Origin of the sequence: Nonomuraea typhae (assembly GCF_009760925.1) — a bacterium.
Classification (GTDB): Bacteria; Actinomycetota; Actinomycetes; order Streptosporangiales; family Streptosporangiaceae; genus Nonomuraea; species Nonomuraea typhae.
Window position 1 is genome coordinate 197,131 of the sequence record NZ_VRLV01000006.1, and the last position, 17,929, is coordinate 215,059.

Here is a 17,929-nt window from a genome sequence, read left to right on the forward strand (position 1 = left end):
GCGCATGACTGCACAGACACAGAGGCCATCACGACTTCCCGTCTGCCGTCAGCGGCCCACGGGGACAACAGCGATTGCCGGAAAGCATTCTCTCGAGGTCGTGTGAACACCACACCGTAATTACCTGGAGGCGGCCCTTGAATTCCGGCACGCTTTCCTAATACCAAGCGGACCACAAGTGACGTGCTGGTCACAAGTAAGTGCGCGCCAGGGGACTTCAATATTTCGCCTAAGCGCACCGGATCCCCCGTCCCCCGGCACGAGTAATAGGGTGGCGCTGTGCTGTGGGGGCGCGAGAGCGAGCAGGCTGCCGTGGACCGGCTGCTGGGGAAGGCCCGGGCGGGCTCCAGCGGCGTCATGGTCCTGCGCGGTGACCCGGGAATCGGCAAGACGTCCCTGCTCGGCTACGCCGGCTCCGCCGCCACGGGGCTGCGCGTGCTGCGCGGCGCGGGCATCGAGGCCGAGGCCGACCTGCCCTTCGCCGGCCTGCACCTGCTGCTGCACCCGTTCCTCGACCGGCTCGCCCGGTTACCCCAGCCGCAGGCCGACGCCCTGCGCGGCGCGTTCGGCCTGGGGCCGGCCGCCGCGGACCGGTTCCTGATCGGCCTCGGCGTGCTGTCGCTGCTGTCGGAGCTGGCCGAGGAAGGCGGGCTGCTCTGCCTGGTCGACGACGCTCACTGGCTCGATCACGCCTCCGCGGACGCGCTCGTCATCGCCGCCCGCCGCCTGGACGCCGACGGCGTGGCGCTCGTCTTCGCCGCCCGCGACCCCGGCTTCCCCGCCCCGGGCCTGCCCGAGGTCCGCCTCGGCGCGCTGCCGCCCGACGACGCCGCCCAACTGCTGGACGCCACCGCGGGCGACCTGCCCATCGGGCTGCGCCACCGCGTGCTGGCCGAGGCCGACGGCAACCCGCTCGCCCTCGTCGAGCTGCCCAAGTCCCTCGGGCAGCACCCCTTGTCCGGGCGCCTGCAGGAAGCCTTCGAACACCGCGCCAACGCGCTGCCCGCCACCGCCAGGACCCTGCTGACCGTCGCCGCGCTCGACGGCACCGGCGACCTGGAGACGATCCTGGCCGCCGGCGCCGAACTCGGCACGAACCCCGCCGGCCTGGAGACCATCCGGGCCAGCGGGCTGGTCGCCGTCGAGGGGCGCCGCCTGCAGTTCCGGCACCCGCTCGTGCGGGCCGCCGTTCAGAACGCCGCCGGTGAGGAGGTACGGCTGGCCGTACACGCCGCGTTGGCCGGCGCGCTGCGCGACCCGCGGGACGCCGACCGGCGGGCCTGGCATCGTGCGGCGGCGGCGACCGCGCCCGACGAGGAGCTGGCCGAGGAGCTGGAGGGCACGGCCAGGCGCGCGGCCGAGCGGGGAGGGGGCGCGTCCGCGTCGGCCGCCTACCAGCGGGCCGCGGAGCTCAGCGTGGAGGAGGAGGATCGGGCCAGGCGGCTCACGCTGGCCGCGGAGGCGGCCGAGTACGGCGGGCGCTTCGACCAGGCGCGGGCCATCGCCGAGCACGCGTGCGGGCCGTCCGTCGAGCCGGATCTGCACTCCCGGCTCATGCGCGTGCGGGCGTGTTCGTATTACGGCATGGGGCTGCTGCCGAGTGCCCATGCGCTGCTGTCGGCGGGTGTGGACCATGTCGCCGAGTCCGATCCGCAGGCCGCGGCCTGGCTGCTGCTCGACGCCTCCTCGCTCGTCTGGCTGGACGGCGACCGGGACATGGCCGTCACGACCGCGCGCCAGTTGGCCGGGCTGCGCGTGCCGGAGGACGATCCGGCCAGGCCGGTGTACCAGCTGTGCCGGTGGTTCGCGGCGCTCGCGCTGGGGCGGCCGGTCGAGGGGCTGCCGCCGTTGCCCGAGGTGATCGCCGCCGCGCAGGAGATGGCCTCGCTGGACCGGCGCGGCCTGCTGCTGGTGGCGGGGCTGGGCCTGGCCGAGCCCGGCCGGCAGGTCCATGACCTGGTCACCCGGTTCACCTCCGCGATCAGGGAGGAAAGCCGGGTGGGCCTGCTGCCGCAGGCGCTGTCGTATCTGGCCGGGACCCAGTTCGCGCTCGGCTGGCACGCGGACGCCCGCGCGCACGCCGGCGAGGCGGTCCGCATCGCGGTGGACACCGCCCAGCCGCAGTGGGCGGAGCGGGCCCGCTGGCTGCTGGCGCGGCTGGGGGCGATCGAGGGCGACGAGGCCGCCTGTGAAGGCTTCGGGGACGCGCAGGCCCTGCTCGAGCTGGGGCTGGGCCGTACCGAGGCGGCGCTGCTGGCTTTCGAGGACCTCGTGTACGGCAGGGCACGCGACCAGATGTCCGCCATGCGGGTGGTCCCCGACCTGGTGGAGGCGGCGGTGCGGTGCGGCAGGGCCGCGCGGGCGGTGGAGCCGCTGGCCAGGTTCACCGAGTGGGCGGCGATCCTGGATCAGTCGTGGGCGCACGCGCTCGCGCACCGCTGCCGGGCGCTGATCGAGCCGGCCGAGGAGCACTTCACCACCGCGCTGGCGCTGCACACGCAGCCGTTCGAGAAGGCCCGCACCCAGGTGCTGTACGGCGAGTGGCTGCGCCGGGCCCGCCGCCGCGTGGACGCCAGGAAGCCGCTCAGCTCCGCGCTGCAGACGTTCGAGCGGCTCGGCGCGCATCCGTGGTCGGCCCGGGCGCGGGCGGAGCTGGACGCGGCGGGCTGGGCCACGCCGCGCTCCGGCGCCTGCGATCCGCTGGCCGCGCTGACCCCGCAGGAACGCCAGATCGTGCAGCTGGCCGGGCGGGGCCTGGCCAACAGGGAGATCGCGGCGCGCCTGTTCCTGAGCCCGCGGACCGTGGCCCAGCACCTGTACAAGGCATTCCCCAAGCTCGGCGTCAGCTCGCGCACCGAGCTCGCGGCATTGTCCGACCTTTAAAGGCCACCTTGACCCGGACGCTTACCACCATTTATAGTCAAGATGACCTAAACAGGGGGTCTCATGCGAGCCCACACGAGCCTGCTGCTCCTGGAGTACGAGCACCTCAAAGAGGAGCAGCGGCTGCGCATCTCCACTCGTGACAACCTCGTCTACACCTCACTCGCCGCGTTCGCCCTGGTGATCGCGGGAGCCATCGAGACGGGCGCGCCGGCCATGCTCACCCTGCTGCCGCCGGTCTGCATGATCCTCGGCTGGACCTACCTCGTGAACGACGACCGCATCACCGCGATCGGCCTGCACATCAAGGACGCGATCACGCCAGAGCTGGTACGGCAGGGCCACCCGGCCGGCGGGGTGTTCACCTGGGAGCACCGTCATCGCGCCGACCCGCGGCGGGCCCGGCGCAAGTCCGTCCAGCTCGTCGTGGACCTCGGCCTGTTCTGCGCCCCGCCGCTGATCGCCGTGGCGGTGGCCTGGAGCGCGACGCCCCATTCGCTGGCCATGATGGCCGTCATCGCGGCCGAGACCGCCGGGACGCTGGTCCTGGCCTCGCACTTCTTGCGGAACGCCGTCAGCGGGCAGGCGTGACGGCCCTCCCATGAGCGGCAGTCGCCCGCCCCGGGGGGCCGGGGGCGGGCGGCTGCCCCACTTCGCGCCTGTCAGGCCCGCACCATCGGCGGGAAGAGCACCTCGGCCCGGCCGCGCCGATACAGTTCGGCGGGCCGCCCCACCTCCGGGGCGCGGTACTCGCCCGTGGGGATGACGAAGTCGTCGGCCTTCAGCACCTTGCGCCGGAAGTTGCTCGGGTCGAGGTCGAGGTCCCACACCACCTCGTACACGTGGCGCAGGTCGGCCAGCGTGAAGGGCTCCTGGCAGAAGGCGGCGGCCACGGTGGTGTACTCCAGCTTGGCCCGGGCCCGGTGCAGCCCCTCCCCGAGGATGGCGGCGTGGTCGAAGGCCAGCCCGCAGGTCAGGGCGTCCTGCACCGGCATCCAGCGGGCATGGGCGGCGTCGGTGCCGGCGACGGGGCTGGGCAGGTCGGGGCCGAGGGCCAGGTAGGCGACGGTGAACGTGCGGACCCGGGGATCGCGGCCGGGGGTGCCGAAGGTGCGCAGCTGCTCCAGGTGGAGCCGGGTGCCGTCGACGCCGGTCTCCTCGCCCAGCTCGCGGAGTGCGGCCTGGCGCAGGTCCTCGTCGTCGCGGACGAAGCCGCCGGGGAGGGCGAGTTCGCCCAGGAAGGGGCCCTTGCCCCGCTCGATGAGCAGGACGTGCAGGGCGGAATGGCGCAGGGTGAAGATCACCAGATCGACCGTCACCGCGACCGGTGCCGTCCCGTCGTACTTGGACACCCATACAGACTACCTAAGGTCAGGTTGACCAAAAGAGCTCGCCGTTGCTATGGTCACAGTGACTAGAACTGCCGATATTTCAGGGAAGGGTATGACCATTACCATCCGTCAGGCGGAAAAGGACATGCGCGGCGTCGGCTGGGGCTGACACCCTGGCCCCATGTGGGAACCGGCACCGCTGGAACACGTCCTCGGCCTCTTCCGGAACCTGGCGGCACCGTGGTGGCTCAGCGGCGGACACGCGCTCGAGCTGGCCGTGGGACAGGCGTACCGAGAGCACGGCGACGTCGACATCTCCGTGCTGCGCCGGGACCAGCTCGCCGCCCGCCGGCTGCTGGCCGGATGGGACCCGCACGTCGCGGACCCACCCGGTTCACTGCGGCCGTGGCCGCCGGACGAGGTGCTCCCCGAACGCGCCCACGACATCTGGGTGCGCGAGCACCCCGGCGGCCCATGGCGCTTCCAGCTCATGCTCGACGAGGCCGAGGGGGAGGAGTGGGTCTACCGCCGCGACCCCCGCATCCGCCGCCCCCTCTCCACGGTCGCCCCCGGCCACCGCATCGCCCCCGAGATCCAGCTCCTCTACAAATCCCGCGATCCCCGCCCCAAGGACGAAACCGACTTCACGCAGGTTCTGCCGATCCTGGACGCGACGCAGCGCGCCTGGCTGGCCGAAGCCCTGCGCACCGCGCACGACTCCCACCCCTGGCGGCCGCGACTACTGGCCTGACCAGGCATGACCCGGCCAAAGGCGGGAAGGGTCCGCACATCGCCACATCACCCGGAGGTGTGACCGACCATGACCAACGCCTGGGACTACACCCGCCTCGCCGCCCCCACGACCCGCCCGCCGTACGCACCCGCCGCCATGGACCGCCTGCTGACCGCCGTCGGCCCGTGCCGGGCCGCCGTCATCGGCGCCGGCACCGGCCACCTGGCCCTCGAACTCCTCGCGCGCGGCTGCGAGGTGGACGCCGTCGAACAGGACTCGGCCCTGCGCGACATCGGCCGCGAACGCACCGTCGACTCGCCGCGCGCCCACTGGCACTCCGGTACGGCCGGCCTGCCGGGAGCCCGCTTCGGGCTGGTGACGTTCGGCTGCTCCGCCGGCCTCCGGGCCTTCTACGAGGCGTGCCGGTTGCTCGGCGGGCACGGGCGGGTGGCCTGCGTACGCAACCGGCGGCGCCTGGACGATCCGCTGCAGGCCGAGATCGAAGCCCTCATCCGCAGCCGGGTCCCCGGCTACATCGGCGCCCGCCCCACCTGCCAGGCCGCGGCCATCGACGCCTCCGGGCTGTTCGGCAAGGCCGTCCGCTTCGAGGAGCCGATCGTGCACCGGGTGCCGGTGCTCGACTGGCTGGCCTCCTGGCGTTCCCACGCCGGCCTTCAGCGGCAGGCGGGAGCGCGGTTCTACGAGGTGGTCTTCGAGATCGAGGACCTCGTCCTGCGGCACGGCGTCGGCACGATCGAGGTGCCGTACACGACGCTCGGCTGGACGGCCGAAGCGCCCTCATGAGGAGGTCCGCCTGCGGAACAGCAGGGCCGCGACCGGAATGCTCACCAGCAGCGCGCCCCCGAGCCAGAGCGCTGCCAGGACACCGGACGCGCCCATCGGCTGATCGAGCAGCAACGACCGCAGCGTCGCCACGACCGGGGTGACGGGCTGATGCTCGGCGAACCCCCGCAGAATCGCCGGCATCGTCTCCGCCGGGACGACGCCGTCCGACAGATACGGCAGGAACAGCACCACGAAGCTGAACGCCCCCGCCGCCTGCGTGGACTTCACCAGCAGCCCCCACAACACCGCGAGTGACGACATCGCCAGGATGTATCCGGCTATCAAGGCCAGCACCAGCAACCACTCGACCGGCGAGGCGGTCGGCCGGAAACCCATCACCAGCGCGGCGGCCAGCGCGATCGCGCAGGCCGCCACGTTCCGCACCATCGAGGCCACCACGTGCCCGGCCGGAACCACCCAGCCGCTGATCGGCAGCGTGCGGAAGCGGTCGATCATGCCGCCGGTCATGTCGTCGGCGATGTTCACGGCCGTGAGGGCCGCGCCGTACCCGCCCGACATCAGCAGGACAGCGGGAACGACGAAGTCGATGTACGGCAGGCCGCTGGAGCCGGTGCTGATCGCGCCGCCGAACACGTACACGAACAACACCATGATGATCACGGGTAGTGCGGTGTTCACGATCAGGCTGTCGGGGATGCGCAGCTCGCGGCGCAGGTCACGGACGGCCAGGCGGCGCAGGTCGGCTACGGCGTTCATGCGGCGCGGGCCGGCTACGGCGTTCACGCGGGGCGGGTTGGTCACGGCGTTCACGCGGCGGCCGCCGTGAGCGTGAAGAAGACGTCGTCGAGGGTGGGGGCGCGCAGCTCCACGCGTTCGACCTCGACCCCGGCCCGGTGCAGCCGTTCCAGCGCGTGCCTGAGGTGGTCCGGGTCCTGGACGGCGATGGTGATCTCCTGCCGGGCCGTTTCGACCGCGTCGCCGATGGCGGAGAGCGCTCGCGGGGTGTCCCCGGCATGGACGAGACGCAGCACGAGACGCTCCGAGCCGACCTGGCGCTTCAGCGCGGCGGGGGAGTCGTCGGCCACGACCCGGCCGCCGTTGATCACCGCGACGCGGTCGGCGAGCTGGTCGGCCTCCTCCAGGTACTGCGTGGTCAGGAGGATCGTCGTGCCCGTGCCGAGCAGCTCCCGGATCACCGCCCACAACTCGGCCCGGCTGCGCGGGTCGAGCCCGGTGGTGGGCTCGTCGAGGAACAGGATGCGCGGCTCCGACACCATGCTGGCCGCGAGGTCGAGCCTTCTGCGCATGCCACCCGAGTACGTCCCGACCTGGCGGCCGGCGGCCTTCGCCAGGTCGAAGCGCTCCAGCAGCTCCTGTGCCCGCTTCCTGGCCCTTCTGCGGCCCAGGTGGTAGAGCCCGGCGAACAGTTCGAGGTTCTCGCGCCCGGTCAGCAGGTCGTCCACGGTGGCCTGCTGCGCGGTCAGCCCGATGGCCCGCCGTACCGCGACGCCCTCGCGCACGACGTCGTGGCCGCCCACGGAGGCGCTGCCGCTGTCCGGAGCCAGAAGCGTGGTCAGGATGCGCACCGTCGTCGTCTTCCCCGAGCCGTTGGGGCCCAGCAGCGCCAGCAGCGAGCCGGTGGGGACGCTCAGGTCGATCCCGTTCAGCACCCGCGTGTCACCGAACGACTTGGCCAGCCCCCGTGCCACGATGGCATCTGTGAATGACGTACTGTGTATGACGTTCATAGTTTTAAGGTAATGCAGAATCCTAGGAGCGAGTCAAGGAGGAACTTCAGATGGCGCTGCCGCCAGTGATCATCCGCATGTGGGGACGCGAACCCATGCCCCGCCGCGGCCCGCGCCCCCGCCTCGACCTGGCGGCGATCACCACGGCCGCCATCGAGATCGCCGACGCCGAGGGCCTGACCGGCGTCTCCATGGCCGGCGTCGCCGCGCGCGTGGGAGTGGCCACCACCGCGCTCTACAGGTACATCGACAGCAAGGAAGACCTGCTCATAGCCATGGCCGACGCCGCGGCCCCCGACCCGCCACCGCCCGCCGGCCACTGGCGCGACTACCTGTCCGAATGGACCCGCACCCAGCGCGACTTCCTGCTCCAGCACAGCTGGCTGCTGTCGATCACCCAGCTCGTCCCGCCGCTGGGCCCGCGACGGCTGCTGTGGCTCGACCGCGCCCTGGCCGCCCTGGACGGCACCGGCCTGGAGGACGGCGAAAAAATCAACGTCGCGAGCGCGCTGACCGGCTACGCCCTGACGGACGCCGCCCTGACCCACGGCGCCGGCAGCCCCGAATACGACAAGGCCGGCATCACCGGCGCCCAGGACTACGGCGAAGCCCTAGCCGAAGTCCTGGACCCCGCCACCTACCCGGCACTGTCCTCGGCCATCGGAAACGGCGCCCTGACCGGGGCCATAGGCTGGGTGGACGACGCCGACTTCCGCTTCGGCCTCAACCTGCTCCTGGACGGCATCGAACAACTGATCGCCAGACGAGCCGGCTAATTCTGCGCCCGGAGAATGTTAATTCTGCGCCCGGAGAATGTGCACCAGCCCGATCTCCGCGACATTCTTCGTCAGCTCGACATTGAGCCAGCCCGCGACCTCACCCAGCGTCTGCCCCTCACCCCAGGGCAACCCGGCCGTACGCGCGGTGGAATCCAGCTCCTCATCGGTCAACGCGAGCAACTCGGCCCGCCATTCATCTTTGAGCTGCCGAAGCCACGCACCCGCCGCCTCGATCCCACCCGGCCACCCGATCTCCTCCCTGGCCGGCGCCCCACCCCCGAAACAGTGCCGGAGCGTGGTCGTCCACCAGAACCCGATGTGCCAGGTAAGCCACCCGATCGACATCGCCGGCACGGGATCCGGCTCGGCGTCGGCCCAATCGGCCACCCAGGTTCCGTTGACCGGGCGGACGGTCCAGGTGTGTTCGGCCGGCTGCCACAGGGTGAGGTCGTCGTCCAGATCCTTCAGGTGGTATTCGAACAACGCCCAGGTGATGTCAAGCTGATGAACCAGGAGTTGCGCTCGTTTCGTCGTCATGATCAGGGATCCTACGGATCATCGCTCACCGAGAAGAACCGCCCGGACGAGAGGGACATCGACGATCAGTCACCGGCCGCCCCCTCCAGGGCGCAGGAACGGCGGCCGATATCCAAGCGGATCCTGAAGCTCAGGAGGCTGCGCGGGCGTGGACTCGATGAGGGCGAGCGCACGCTGGAAGACGCTCTTGTAGGCCGCCTCCCACGCCTGGCAGTCCCTGACGAGCCTTTCCGCGGCCGCGCCCTTCATCGCGCCGCTTTCGAGCAGGTCAATGAGCTTGCGCACGTCGCCGGCATGCTGGTCGCGCAACTGCTCAACCGTGCGCCGAGCGGCCTCGATCTGTTCCTGTGTCGCCATCAGCCGGCACCCTTGATTACTCCAGGTAGAGACGGTCACGAAAGGCGCCGCGCTCTGCACGTTTGGCAGCCGCCGCTTTCTCCACCGTCGTCCAATCATGCCCCTCGGCCTCGGCCAGCGCACGAAGAACCTCGTAGACGTCGGCGATCTCCTCAATCACCTTCGCCGGTACGGCTTCGCGAACTTCGGCCGCCTCTTCGAACAACTTGTCCACCAGCGCCCCACGGTATTCACCGGCACCGAGAACTCGGACAACCGGCTCGTGGCCACTTCGGCGGATGACGGCCGGAATCCGGTCTCGTACAAGTTTGCCCATGTCTTCGCGGCCTCCATCACCTGATCGCTGGCAAGCCTTCGAACTACCCTGAATCGTTCACGTCCCAATAAGGCTGGGCATAGGTGGATGATTGGAGGCTTCTACTCCTGCCGGCCGCCACCGAGGGCCGCACCGGCGTGCCTCCTGCGACCCTGACCGCGAGATCGTCCTTGTCGGCATCAGGAGCCGTGGTCGTCACAGGGCAGATCCCAGCCTCTTTTGTCGATCGCGTTACTCCCGCGATCAGCAAGATGTGGACTGATATATCAAATCGGCACAGGTATCCCTCGCTGCTCGTACGCCTCCAGGGCACCGCAGGGTCAAGGCTCCAGGTAGACGAGCCAGAAGCGAGGATCATCAGCCGTTCACCAACGGCGTGAATCTACTGCCGGGCACATCGCAGTCAATCGGATTGATGCGTCGCGTTGGCTGTGGCTCTACGATCAACGCAATGAGTCTTGTCGGGATGAAGCCAGATCAAGCTCGTAACCTCGCGGCAGCTGCTGAGGTGGCGGGCGGATCGCTCGCCGTGCAAGGATCGCGGATCCGGCAGCTGCTGGATCGCTGGAACGGAGACTCAAGCCGTCTCGCTTCCTTTCCGGCGCGCGCCTCGTGGGCGGGGGATCAAGCCAAAGACATCCGGCGTCGTGCGGAGATCTTGGAGAAGGACCCAGAAGGTGTCGTGTTGTTCGCCAGCATGACAGGCGTCCTGGATCTCTGGGAGAAGCACAAAGAGAACGTCAGATCTGCGACCACTCCACTCAAGGTGTTCTCGATCATGAGTGGTGTGGAGGCCGCGATCCAACTGCAGAAACGGTGGGCACAGGGCAGGAACGTCGCGGCGGCTCGCGCTGTCTACGACATCCGGCGCTATATGGGGGCTCTTCCCGGCGGTCGCAAACTCAATGATTTGATCGCCGAGATGCTCAAGGCACGAAAGATCCAAGACCTTTACAAACAGCCGTGGAAATGGCAGCAATCGGTCTCCGCTGCCATGCAGCGGTTGCGTATCCCCGGTGCGCACCTCCTGGTCAAGAATCCTCCTGGCGCCGGGTTATTCGCTCGTGTCACTCTGCCGTTGGCCGTCGTCGGCGGTGTCAAAGAGACTGTTGTGCCTACCCACGATGGTGCTCAGGGTTGGGTGGACCGGGGCATGGGTGCGGTTCAAGCAGGCGGCGCTGTCGCGGTTTTAGGTGGCGCGGGGATAGCCACCGCCCTCGGCGCCTCAGCCGCCGTGGCAGCGGCGGTCCCCGTGGTCGGATGGGCCGCGCTTGCTGTGACCGGTGCCTATTTTGTGGGGAGCTGGGCGTGGGACACCTGGGGCAACGACATCAAGGCAGGAGCGGGCAATGCCTGGGAAGGCGCGAAAGGCGTTGTTGAGAAGCTCAAGTTCTGGTGAGCCACCCGGTCATTGAGGTGCGGAGGCATCATGGCGTCCACGAAGGTTCCGCCCCTGGCGAGTAGTAACCGGCGCATCGTGCCCATCTGGACAGATGGCCTGCTTGCCATCGGCGCCGGTATCGTAGGCGGCGAATTGTTCGGCCGGACCATCAACTATTGGGCAGCCGTTGTTGGCGCGCTGCTGGTCGCGTCCTTGTGTAATCACGTTATCCTGTCGGTCTTGGCTGGCGGAAGCATCGGCAAGCTCATTAGCGGACTCCGGATCATCCGCACGGCCGACCTTGGCAAGCCCGGCTTCGGGCAGGCGATCCGCCGTTGGCTCTGGGGCTTCTTCTACATCGTGATCTCCCCGGTGCTGTTTCTATCGGGCAGTGATGTGGATCACCTTGACATAGCAGGGTTGCGGATAGTCCGAAAGATAGACCTTCACTGACGGGAGCTGATCGGTTGTGGAAACGCGCCTGGACGTGGAACTAGCTGAATTTCGTTCCCTGATAAGTAAGGCATTGGCGAAGGGCAGGACATCGACGCTGATCCGATTAACTGATGAGGAGTTGGCCGTCCTCGATCCGGAGGAGACGTTTATCCCCAAGCCTCATCTAGCCTCTATGGACTCTCCGCAACGCGAATGGGTATTGGCCGCCGCGCTCCGCTCACTGGTCTCTCGCGAGGCCGTGGAGATCCGTAATATTGAGGAACTGGACGCTATTCTGCACGGCGGACCTAAGGCTCAGATCGACATGCATATTCGGATGGAGATCGATCTCGCCCTTACTCTCCGCCGTACCGCGGATCGTGCGCTTGCGGTCAAGCAGGAGAGCGCCGCCGGCTCAGCCTTCGGTTACGTGCACATACACGCCGCCAGCCTGTTGCTGGTAGAACGCATCACAGCCGGTGGGATGCATCTGTTCACGCTGGCCGGCAGCGTGCAGGACGCGGTGGATCTCATCCAGCCGCTTCTTGACCCCTATGGGGTGGCCGACAGGGATGGCGAAAGCATTTCCTTGGATCCCTCAGTTCTGGACCAAGAGCACGTGGGCCCGCTCGCAGCAGTGATCGACAATGCTCACGTCGTTGGTGAACTGGTTCTTCTGAGCGATCCACCGGGGCCCATGATGACGACGTATGCCACGGACAGCGCGATCTGGGCAGTGATCGTGAACATGCCGCACGCGCCGAGCGGAATAGCAGCCAGGCAGGTGAGCGCCGTGACGTTAGCACGTCACATCACTGGGATGCTGACCGCCGGAAGCCCGAGGGCGGGCCATGCCTGACCGATTGAACGAGTGGCTAGCGGACATGCGCGTCATCGCCCAAGCCGCCGACGACATCGAGCGGACTCTGGAAGCGGTGGACGCCACGTGCGAAAGCAGTATTTGGGCGGGACCTGCCGGTGATCGCTTCCGAGGCGAGTGGGCGATGCACCGCGCGGCCATCCGAACCGCTCTCGATGATGTCAGAGCTCAGAATGAGACCATTACCGCCAGGGTGAAGCGCGAAGCGCAGCAACAATAGGCCAGGTAGTTGCCTTGGGCGCTACACTCAGGGCAGGCCACGAGCTATCACGTTGCGAACGGGCGGCCGGGACGATATAGCTCCTGCATCGACGATATGATACGGATGTGGCGAATGAGGTGGGTCGTATCCCCGTTGCGGCGCGATCGGACGCCGGCCAGTGGTCCACGTTCGGCATCCAGCGGCGCATACTCATTGTCGTCCACACCGTCACGGCGCTGACGCGAATTCTGGACCTGCTGCCCGTCCTCGCCGGCGACCGGCGTGTTCAGATTCTTTTCACCACCCCTGCCACATCCACTTTCCATGCCGGGGTAGCCGACGCCCTGCGTGCCCGTGAAATGCCTTTCATCTCCTGGGATGACGCACTTTCGATTGAATTCGACCTGGCCATCACGGCGAGTTTCGGCGGCGATCTGCACAGAATTAATGCGCCACTTATTGCACTCCCGCATGGTGCCGGATATACTAAATTCACAAAGTACAAAGTACAAAGTACAAAGTCCGTGTTCGGGTTGGGGCGGGAGCAGCTCACTCACCAGGGCCGCGTCTATCTCGCTACGGTCGCCCTGTCACATGAAGAGCAGCGTGAACAGCTGGCGCACAGCTGCCCCGAGGCGCTGGCGGTAGCCGAGGTCGTCGGTGACCCGTGTTATGACCGCCTGCTCGTCAGCGCCCGGCGCCGGGAATTCTTCCGTCAGGAGTTCGGGGTCCAGCCCGGCCAACGTCTGCTGGTGCTGACCTCGACCTGGGGCCCCGGTTCGCTGCTGGGCCGGCGTCCGGATATCGCGGAGCAGCTCTTAGCCGAACTCCCGATGGATGACTACCGACTCGCCGCCGTCCTCCACCCCAACGTCTGGCACGGCCATGGCCCCTGGCAAGTCCGTTCGTGGCTGGCGAAGGCAGAGCGTGCGGGGCTGATGCTTGTTCCGCCCGAAGAAGGGTGGCGGGCGGCGCTGATTGCCGGCGATCTCATCATCGGGGATCACGGCTCGGTGACCGTCTATGGCGCCGCCCTCGGCCGGCCCGTGGCTCTCGGCGCGTTCGCTCACGAGGATCTTGACCCAAGCTGCCCGACTGCTGAGCTGGGCAGAATTCTGCCCGGCCTGATCCCTGAGCGGCCCGTGAAACCCCAGCTCGAGGCGATCCTCGCCGCACATGATGCGCGGCGAATCACCGCGATCACCGACCGGGTGCTCGGCCATCCGATGGAGAGCTACAACAGGCTGACGAGCCTGTTCTATCGCCTTATGGCTCTGCCGCCGCCGTCAGCCACCGCATCGCCGAGCGCCGTACCGGGTCCCGTCGTCAACACGCGTGGCACTTCGTCAGCCGTCGTCTTCGCCGAAGCGGATTCCGGGCAGGCGACGGTCGAGCTGGTGCGGTTTCCGGCGCGGCTTTCGGTGGCCGATGTCGCGATGGAGGGGGCGGCGCATATCGCTGCCACGACGGCCGAGCCCGATCTGCATGTCCTGGAGTCCGCCGCGGTCATGGTGCGCCCCGGCGAGGAAGGCGTCGCAGACGCCGCCATATGGGCTGAGCGCACTTTGCAGGATTATCCCGCCGCGCGTCTGGCGATCAGTCCAGTCGGTCCCGGGCGGTGCCTGGTTATGGGCTCGCGTCTCTCGGCCGTCTGTGACTATGAGCCGATGTCGGCGGATCTCATGATGGTGGGATCGGCCGTCTACGCCTGGCTGGATGCGGGTGGCGCCATCGAGGGCCTCAAGGATGGGGTGAACGTCCACGCCGGCTCGATATCGCTACGGGTTTTCGGGGCCAGGCCGTAGATCGTCCAGTCTCTTCTGGATGCGCTCAAGCTCCGGACCCGCGGTCACGCGGGCCGCCTCCAGCGCCATCTGCAGGTGATGTTCGCAGGCAGCGGGGTCGCCCGCCGCCATGGCCAGGTCCGCAAGGGACATTCTGATCGTGGCGATCTGCGCGTGCGCTTTCGATTCCTCCATCTCGTGCAGCGCACGCTGAAGTTGGCTTTCCGCCTCGGTATTGTGCCCCAGGCGGTGATATGCCTTACCCAAGCTCATCCGCACGCGAGCTTGGTTGTATTCATCTGCCGCCTGGATCATTCCGTCCAGGGCAGCGTCCAGTTCGCGCAGGGCGGCGTCCAGGTGGCCGGCGCCGATCAGCGCCTGTCCCAGGTGATGGCGTTGCAGGGCGCTGCCCCGGACGTCGGGCTTGCCCTCGGCATCGCGTAGCGCGTGATGTAGCTCCCACGAGCGCGTGAAGGTGACGACCGCGCGCTCGTAATCGGCCTGCTCCAGATACAACCGCCCCGTGAATTCAACCGCCGAGGCGATCAGACGATCCCAATCCGACCGCTGCGCGGCCCGTTCCGCCTGCGCGTATTGCTCCGCGGCCAGAGCGTATTCGCCACGCTCCAGGTGGGCCCGCCCCAACTGGCAGCGCAGACGTCCCTCCGCGCGCGGGTCCGCGAGCCGGACCGCGGCGGCAACGCCTTCGTCGTGCGATTCGATCCAGGCCGCGTAATGCTTACGGTGCAAGAACAACGCCCACAGGGCATCACACAACATCACGGTGTCGTGATCCCGCCCGTGTTTGGCCGCCAGCCGTACGGCCAGCATCAGGTTGGGAAGTTCACGCTCCAGCCAATCCAGCGCCTGGGTTTTGGTCGTGAAGGGCTGCGCCGTACCGCTCAGCAGTTCTGTGTGGTCGGCCAGGCGCAGGCGGTCGGGCCGGACCGCGTGGTCGGCCAGGCCGGCGCCGGAGCGATACCAGGAGATGAACGCGCTGATCGCGTGGGCGCGCTCGCGCGGGGTGTCCACGCGTTCGGCCTGTTCGCGGGCATACAGGTGGATCAGGTCGTGCACACGCGCGCGGCCGTCGTCGGCGATGTCCACCAGGGCGTGATCGGCGAGGGACTCCAGGGCATCCTCGGTCTCGTGATCGGCCAGGCCCGCCATGGCGCCCACCGCCCCGGGCTCGAACTCCGTCCCCTCCACCAGCCCCATACAGCGGAGGACCCGCGCCGCGACCTCGGAAAGATCTGCGTAGCTGGCATCCAGCACCTCGGACATGGCGCGTCCCTCGTGCTCGTCGGAGAGCAAGGCCAGCCGCCGCTCACTGGCGCTGAGGCGCGCGGCGGCCGTCGCCACGCTCGTCGAGCGTCGAAGGCGCACCCGGTTGGCCGAGACCCGCAAGGCGAGCGGGACTCCCGCGCACAGCCTCGTCAGCTCCAGCGCGGCCTGTCCCTGACCCTCCAGCCGGGCGCTGCCGAGAACCTCGCGCAGCAGGTCCACTCCCGCGGCGTCGTCGAACGGCTCCAGCTTGACCTCGACCGCACCGGCGTTCACCACGCGCGCGAGGCGCTGACGGCTGATCACGGCCACGAGGCTGTCACGGGAAGCGGGCAGAAGGAGTTCGGGGTCGAGCACCCGCGGATAGTTGTCGAACATGAGCAGCAGCCGTCGCCTGGAAGTCCTGCTGCGGTAGAGCGCCAGCCGGTCTCCGAAGGTGGCGGGAACCGCCTCGGGAGCCACGCCGAGCCCGCGCAGCAGACGGCCGAGGACACCGGCGACCGTGACCGCTTCGCCCTGGGCCTCCTGGGAGAAGTCGACATACAGGCAGCCGTCCACGAACTGCGTCGCGGCAAGATGCGCCCAATGAACGCCCAGCGCGGTCTTGCCCATGCCGCCGACGCCCCAGATCAGTACCAGCCGTGGACGCGGTTGTGTGTGCGGCCGGGAAAGAACCTCGTCCAGGAGACCTATTTCGGTCTGCCGATTAATGAATGAGGAACTTGCGGCAGGCAGTTGCTGAGTCGCTCGTTCCCCGTCGGCGCGGGGAAGGTGTACGTGAAATTGCTGCGCCGAGCCAACTTGTATCAGTGACTCCCCGACGTACCCAGACATGTCGTTTCTTGTCTGGTGTCCGCTCTCGCCGTTCGCCTGACCCGTCACGAGACAGCTCCCTCGACGCCCATCCACCGAAAGATCATTATGGTCCATCGAGCAAAAGGTCGCACACCCGCCGGGCGAACGATTCATAATCGGAATCACCCTACCGCTGGAGGAAAAGGCGTGGACGCGGTTTTGGTCACCGAAGTTGTCGCCGCACTTCTCGCCGGTGCCGCCGGCGAGGCGGGCAAGAGCGCGTGGGCGTCGTTGACCGCACTCGCGAAGCGACGCTTCGGGGGTGACGAGGACGCGGTCGCCGCACTGGAGAGTGCTGAGGCCGCCGATACTCAGCACGTCGTCACCGTCCTTCAGCAAAAGGCCGCAGAAGACGCCGAGTTCGCCGGCGAGCTGTCGTCATGGGCGACCCAGACGCGGCAGACGCTTCACCTCACCTCGACGACCAACATCATCGGCGGCAACGCCACCATTCACGGAAACGCCATCCAAGCAGGCCACATCGGTTCCATTACGCTCAACTAATACGATTGAGAGCGCTGGTAGTGCGCCGCATTCTGGGTCAAGATGAGGACTCCTGAGTGCCCGCATCAACGTCTTCGATGGTCAATCCGGCACAGTGAAGCTTTTTCATCCCGTGGTGGCGAGGTGCTGGTCACAGCATGATCGCGAGCTTGATGTTCGCCTGACGACGTAAGAAACCCCTGGTAGATGGATTGATCACCACAACCAGATCCGTCACAACCAGGGGCTTCGGATGCTGTTCTATCGTGCTGCCGTTGATTTGTCGCGTTCAACACTGAACTATGTTGCCGAGGTGATCCGCCGGCACCGCAAGGCGATCGGGTCGGCCTGGCGGCTGCTCAACGCGGGGCAGCAGGCATTGCCGGTGCTGGTATACCTGCGCAAGGGCGAGACGTTCACCGAGCTCGGCGCCGGGTTCAGGGTGTCGACGGCGACCGCGTGGCGATATGTGGAAGAGACGGTCGCGCTGCTGTCAGCCCGCTCGCCCAAGCTCGGCCAGGCGCTGCGCAAGGCGAAGCGGGACGGGCTGTACTACCTGGTGCTGGACGGCACGCTGATCCACACCGATCGAGTTAAGGCCGACCGGCCGTACTTCTCCGGCAAGCACCGCGTGCGCGGGATGAACGTGCAGGTCATCGCCTCACCGGACGGGACGATCCTGTGGACCTCCGGAGCGCTGCCCGGCAAGGCCCACGATCTGAGTGCCGCCCGGATCTGGGGCATCCTGCGCGCGCTGGAGACAGCAGGGATCATTGCCCTGGCCGACAAGGCGTCTCAGGGAGCCGAGGGCCCGGTCCGCACCCCGTACAAGGGCAAGAACAAGCCCGAGTCCCAGAAGCAGGCCAACCGCTCCCACGCCAAGCTCCGCGGACCCGGCGAACGAGCGAATGCCCAGCTGAAGAGCTGGAAGATCCTTCGAAAGCTACGCTGCAGCCCATCCAAGGCCGGCCACCTGTGCAAGGCCATCGCCGTCCTTCAGAACCACCGCGTTGCCCAGGCCGCCTGAGGATGAAAAGGGTCGATCTACGTTGCCGGGGTCATCACAACCACGCGTGATTGATGGGTTGCCATGTAGTCCCCGTCATGATTCCGACCTCGTCGCCACCCGGTGGA

The 17,929-nt window shown here is 68.0% G+C and carries 19 protein-coding genes; 12 read left to right on the top strand and 7 right to left on the bottom strand.

Annotation, left to right across the window (positions count from 1 at the left end; all coding sequences use genetic code 11):
- The first annotated feature begins 279 nt into the window (after positions 1 to 279).
- Together FVE25_RS23670 and FVE25_RS23675 are read left to right on the top strand one after the other, a co-directional pair.
- Positions 280 to 2,883 (top strand): ATP-binding protein, encoded by a 2,604-nt coding sequence (locus FVE25_RS23670; RefSeq protein ID WP_157249232.1) that lies wholly within the window; start codon positions 280 to 282, stop codon positions 2,881 to 2,883.
- Between the two features lie 63 nt (positions 2,884 to 2,946).
- Positions 2,947 to 3,474: a hypothetical protein gene (locus FVE25_RS23675; protein WP_157249233.1), complete on the top strand. Its 528-nt coding sequence runs from the start codon at positions 2,947 to 2,949 to the stop codon at positions 3,472 to 3,474.
- Positions 3,475 to 3,545: 71 nt separating this feature from the next.
- Here the strand turns inward: FVE25_RS23675 and FVE25_RS23680 are convergent, their stop codons facing one another.
- Positions 3,546 to 4,235: an NUDIX hydrolase gene (locus FVE25_RS23680; protein ID WP_246267340.1), complete on the bottom strand. Its 690-nt coding sequence runs from the start codon at positions 4,233 to 4,235 to the stop codon at positions 3,546 to 3,548.
- 160 nt (positions 4,236 to 4,395) lie between these two features.
- Between FVE25_RS23680 and FVE25_RS23685 the strand changes: the two genes are divergently transcribed.
- A complete protein-coding gene (locus tag FVE25_RS23685) occupies positions 4,396 to 4,965 on the top strand; it encodes a nucleotidyltransferase domain-containing protein (protein ID WP_157249234.1) in 570 nt (189 codons plus the stop codon).
- Positions 4,966 to 5,034: 69 nt separating this feature from the next.
- Complete coding sequence (locus tag FVE25_RS23690; RefSeq protein WP_157249235.1) at positions 5,035 to 5,751, top strand: class I SAM-dependent methyltransferase; 717 nt, start codon at positions 5,035 to 5,037, stop codon at positions 5,749 to 5,751.
- Here the strand turns inward: FVE25_RS23690 and FVE25_RS23695 are convergent.
- Positions 5,746 to 6,564: an ABC transporter permease gene (locus FVE25_RS23695; protein WP_246267343.1), complete on the bottom strand. Its 819-nt coding sequence runs from the start codon at positions 6,562 to 6,564 to the stop codon at positions 5,746 to 5,748. The two genes, FVE25_RS23690 and FVE25_RS23695, sit on opposite strands and share 6 nt — an antisense overlap.
- Complete coding sequence (locus FVE25_RS23700; protein WP_157249236.1) at positions 6,561 to 7,502, bottom strand: ATP-binding cassette domain-containing protein; 942 nt, start codon at positions 7,500 to 7,502, stop codon at positions 6,561 to 6,563. The genes FVE25_RS23695 and FVE25_RS23700 overlap by 4 nt, the downstream gene beginning before the upstream one ends.
- Before the next feature lie 50 nt (positions 7,503 to 7,552).
- Between FVE25_RS23700 and FVE25_RS23705 the strand changes: the two genes are divergently transcribed.
- A complete protein-coding gene (locus FVE25_RS23705) occupies positions 7,553 to 8,278 on the top strand; it encodes a TetR/AcrR family transcriptional regulator (protein WP_157249237.1) in 726 nt (241 codons plus the stop codon).
- A gap of 18 nt (positions 8,279 to 8,296) precedes the next feature.
- Here FVE25_RS23705 and FVE25_RS23710 read toward each other — a convergent pair whose 3' ends face one another.
- From FVE25_RS23710 to FVE25_RS23720, 3 genes are all read right to left on the bottom strand, one after another.
- Positions 8,297 to 8,818 (bottom strand): DinB family protein, encoded by a 522-nt coding sequence (locus tag FVE25_RS23710; RefSeq protein WP_157249238.1) that lies wholly within the window; start codon positions 8,816 to 8,818, stop codon positions 8,297 to 8,299.
- A gap of 69 nt (positions 8,819 to 8,887) precedes the next feature.
- Entirely contained in the window at positions 8,888 to 9,175 is a 288-nt protein-coding gene (locus FVE25_RS23715; protein ID WP_157249239.1) for a hypothetical protein, read from the bottom strand.
- Positions 9,176 to 9,191: 16 nt separating this feature from the next.
- Positions 9,192 to 9,491 carry a nucleoside triphosphate pyrophosphohydrolase gene (locus FVE25_RS23720; RefSeq protein ID WP_157249240.1) on the bottom strand — a complete coding sequence of 100 codons (300 nt, stop codon included), beginning with the start codon at positions 9,489 to 9,491 and terminating at the stop codon, positions 9,192 to 9,194.
- A 451-nt stretch (positions 9,492 to 9,942) separates the two neighbouring features.
- On the opposite strand from FVE25_RS23720, the gene FVE25_RS23725 reads away from it, so the two are divergent.
- From FVE25_RS23725 to FVE25_RS23745, 5 genes are all read left to right on the top strand, one after another.
- Positions 9,943 to 10,890: a hypothetical protein gene (locus FVE25_RS23725; RefSeq protein WP_157249241.1), complete on the top strand. Its 948-nt coding sequence runs from the start codon at positions 9,943 to 9,945 to the stop codon at positions 10,888 to 10,890.
- 30 nt (positions 10,891 to 10,920) lie between these two features.
- A complete protein-coding gene (locus tag FVE25_RS23730; protein WP_157249242.1) occupies positions 10,921 to 11,325 on the top strand; it encodes an RDD family protein in 405 nt (134 codons plus the stop codon).
- A 16-nt stretch (positions 11,326 to 11,341) separates the two neighbouring features.
- A complete protein-coding gene (locus tag FVE25_RS23735) occupies positions 11,342 to 12,166 on the top strand; it encodes a hypothetical protein (protein WP_157249243.1) in 825 nt (274 codons plus the stop codon).
- A 25-nt stretch (positions 12,167 to 12,191) separates the two neighbouring features.
- Complete coding sequence (locus tag FVE25_RS23740; protein WP_157249244.1) at positions 12,192 to 12,407, top strand: hypothetical protein; 216 nt, start codon at positions 12,192 to 12,194, stop codon at positions 12,405 to 12,407.
- Between the two features lie 107 nt (positions 12,408 to 12,514).
- On the top strand, positions 12,515 to 14,194 hold the full coding sequence (locus FVE25_RS23745) for a hypothetical protein (protein ID WP_157249245.1): 1,680 nt from the start codon (positions 12,515 to 12,517) through the stop codon (positions 14,192 to 14,194).
- On the opposite strand, the gene FVE25_RS23750 is transcribed toward FVE25_RS23745, so the two are convergent.
- Positions 14,168 to 16,069: a hypothetical protein gene (locus FVE25_RS23750; protein WP_157249246.1), complete on the bottom strand. Its 1,902-nt coding sequence runs from the start codon at positions 16,067 to 16,069 to the stop codon at positions 14,168 to 14,170. The two genes, FVE25_RS23745 and FVE25_RS23750, sit on opposite strands and share 27 nt — an antisense overlap.
- A 390-nt stretch (positions 16,070 to 16,459) precedes the next feature.
- Between FVE25_RS23750 and FVE25_RS23755 the strand changes: the two genes are divergently transcribed.
- Complete coding sequence (locus FVE25_RS23755) at positions 16,460 to 16,816, top strand: hypothetical protein (RefSeq protein WP_157249247.1); 357 nt, start codon at positions 16,460 to 16,462, stop codon at positions 16,814 to 16,816.
- 232 nt (positions 16,817 to 17,048) lie between these two features.
- Entirely contained in the window at positions 17,049 to 17,822 is a 774-nt protein-coding gene (locus tag FVE25_RS23760) for a transposase family protein (RefSeq protein WP_157249248.1), read from the top strand.
- Positions 17,823 to 17,929 lie beyond the last annotated feature (107 nt).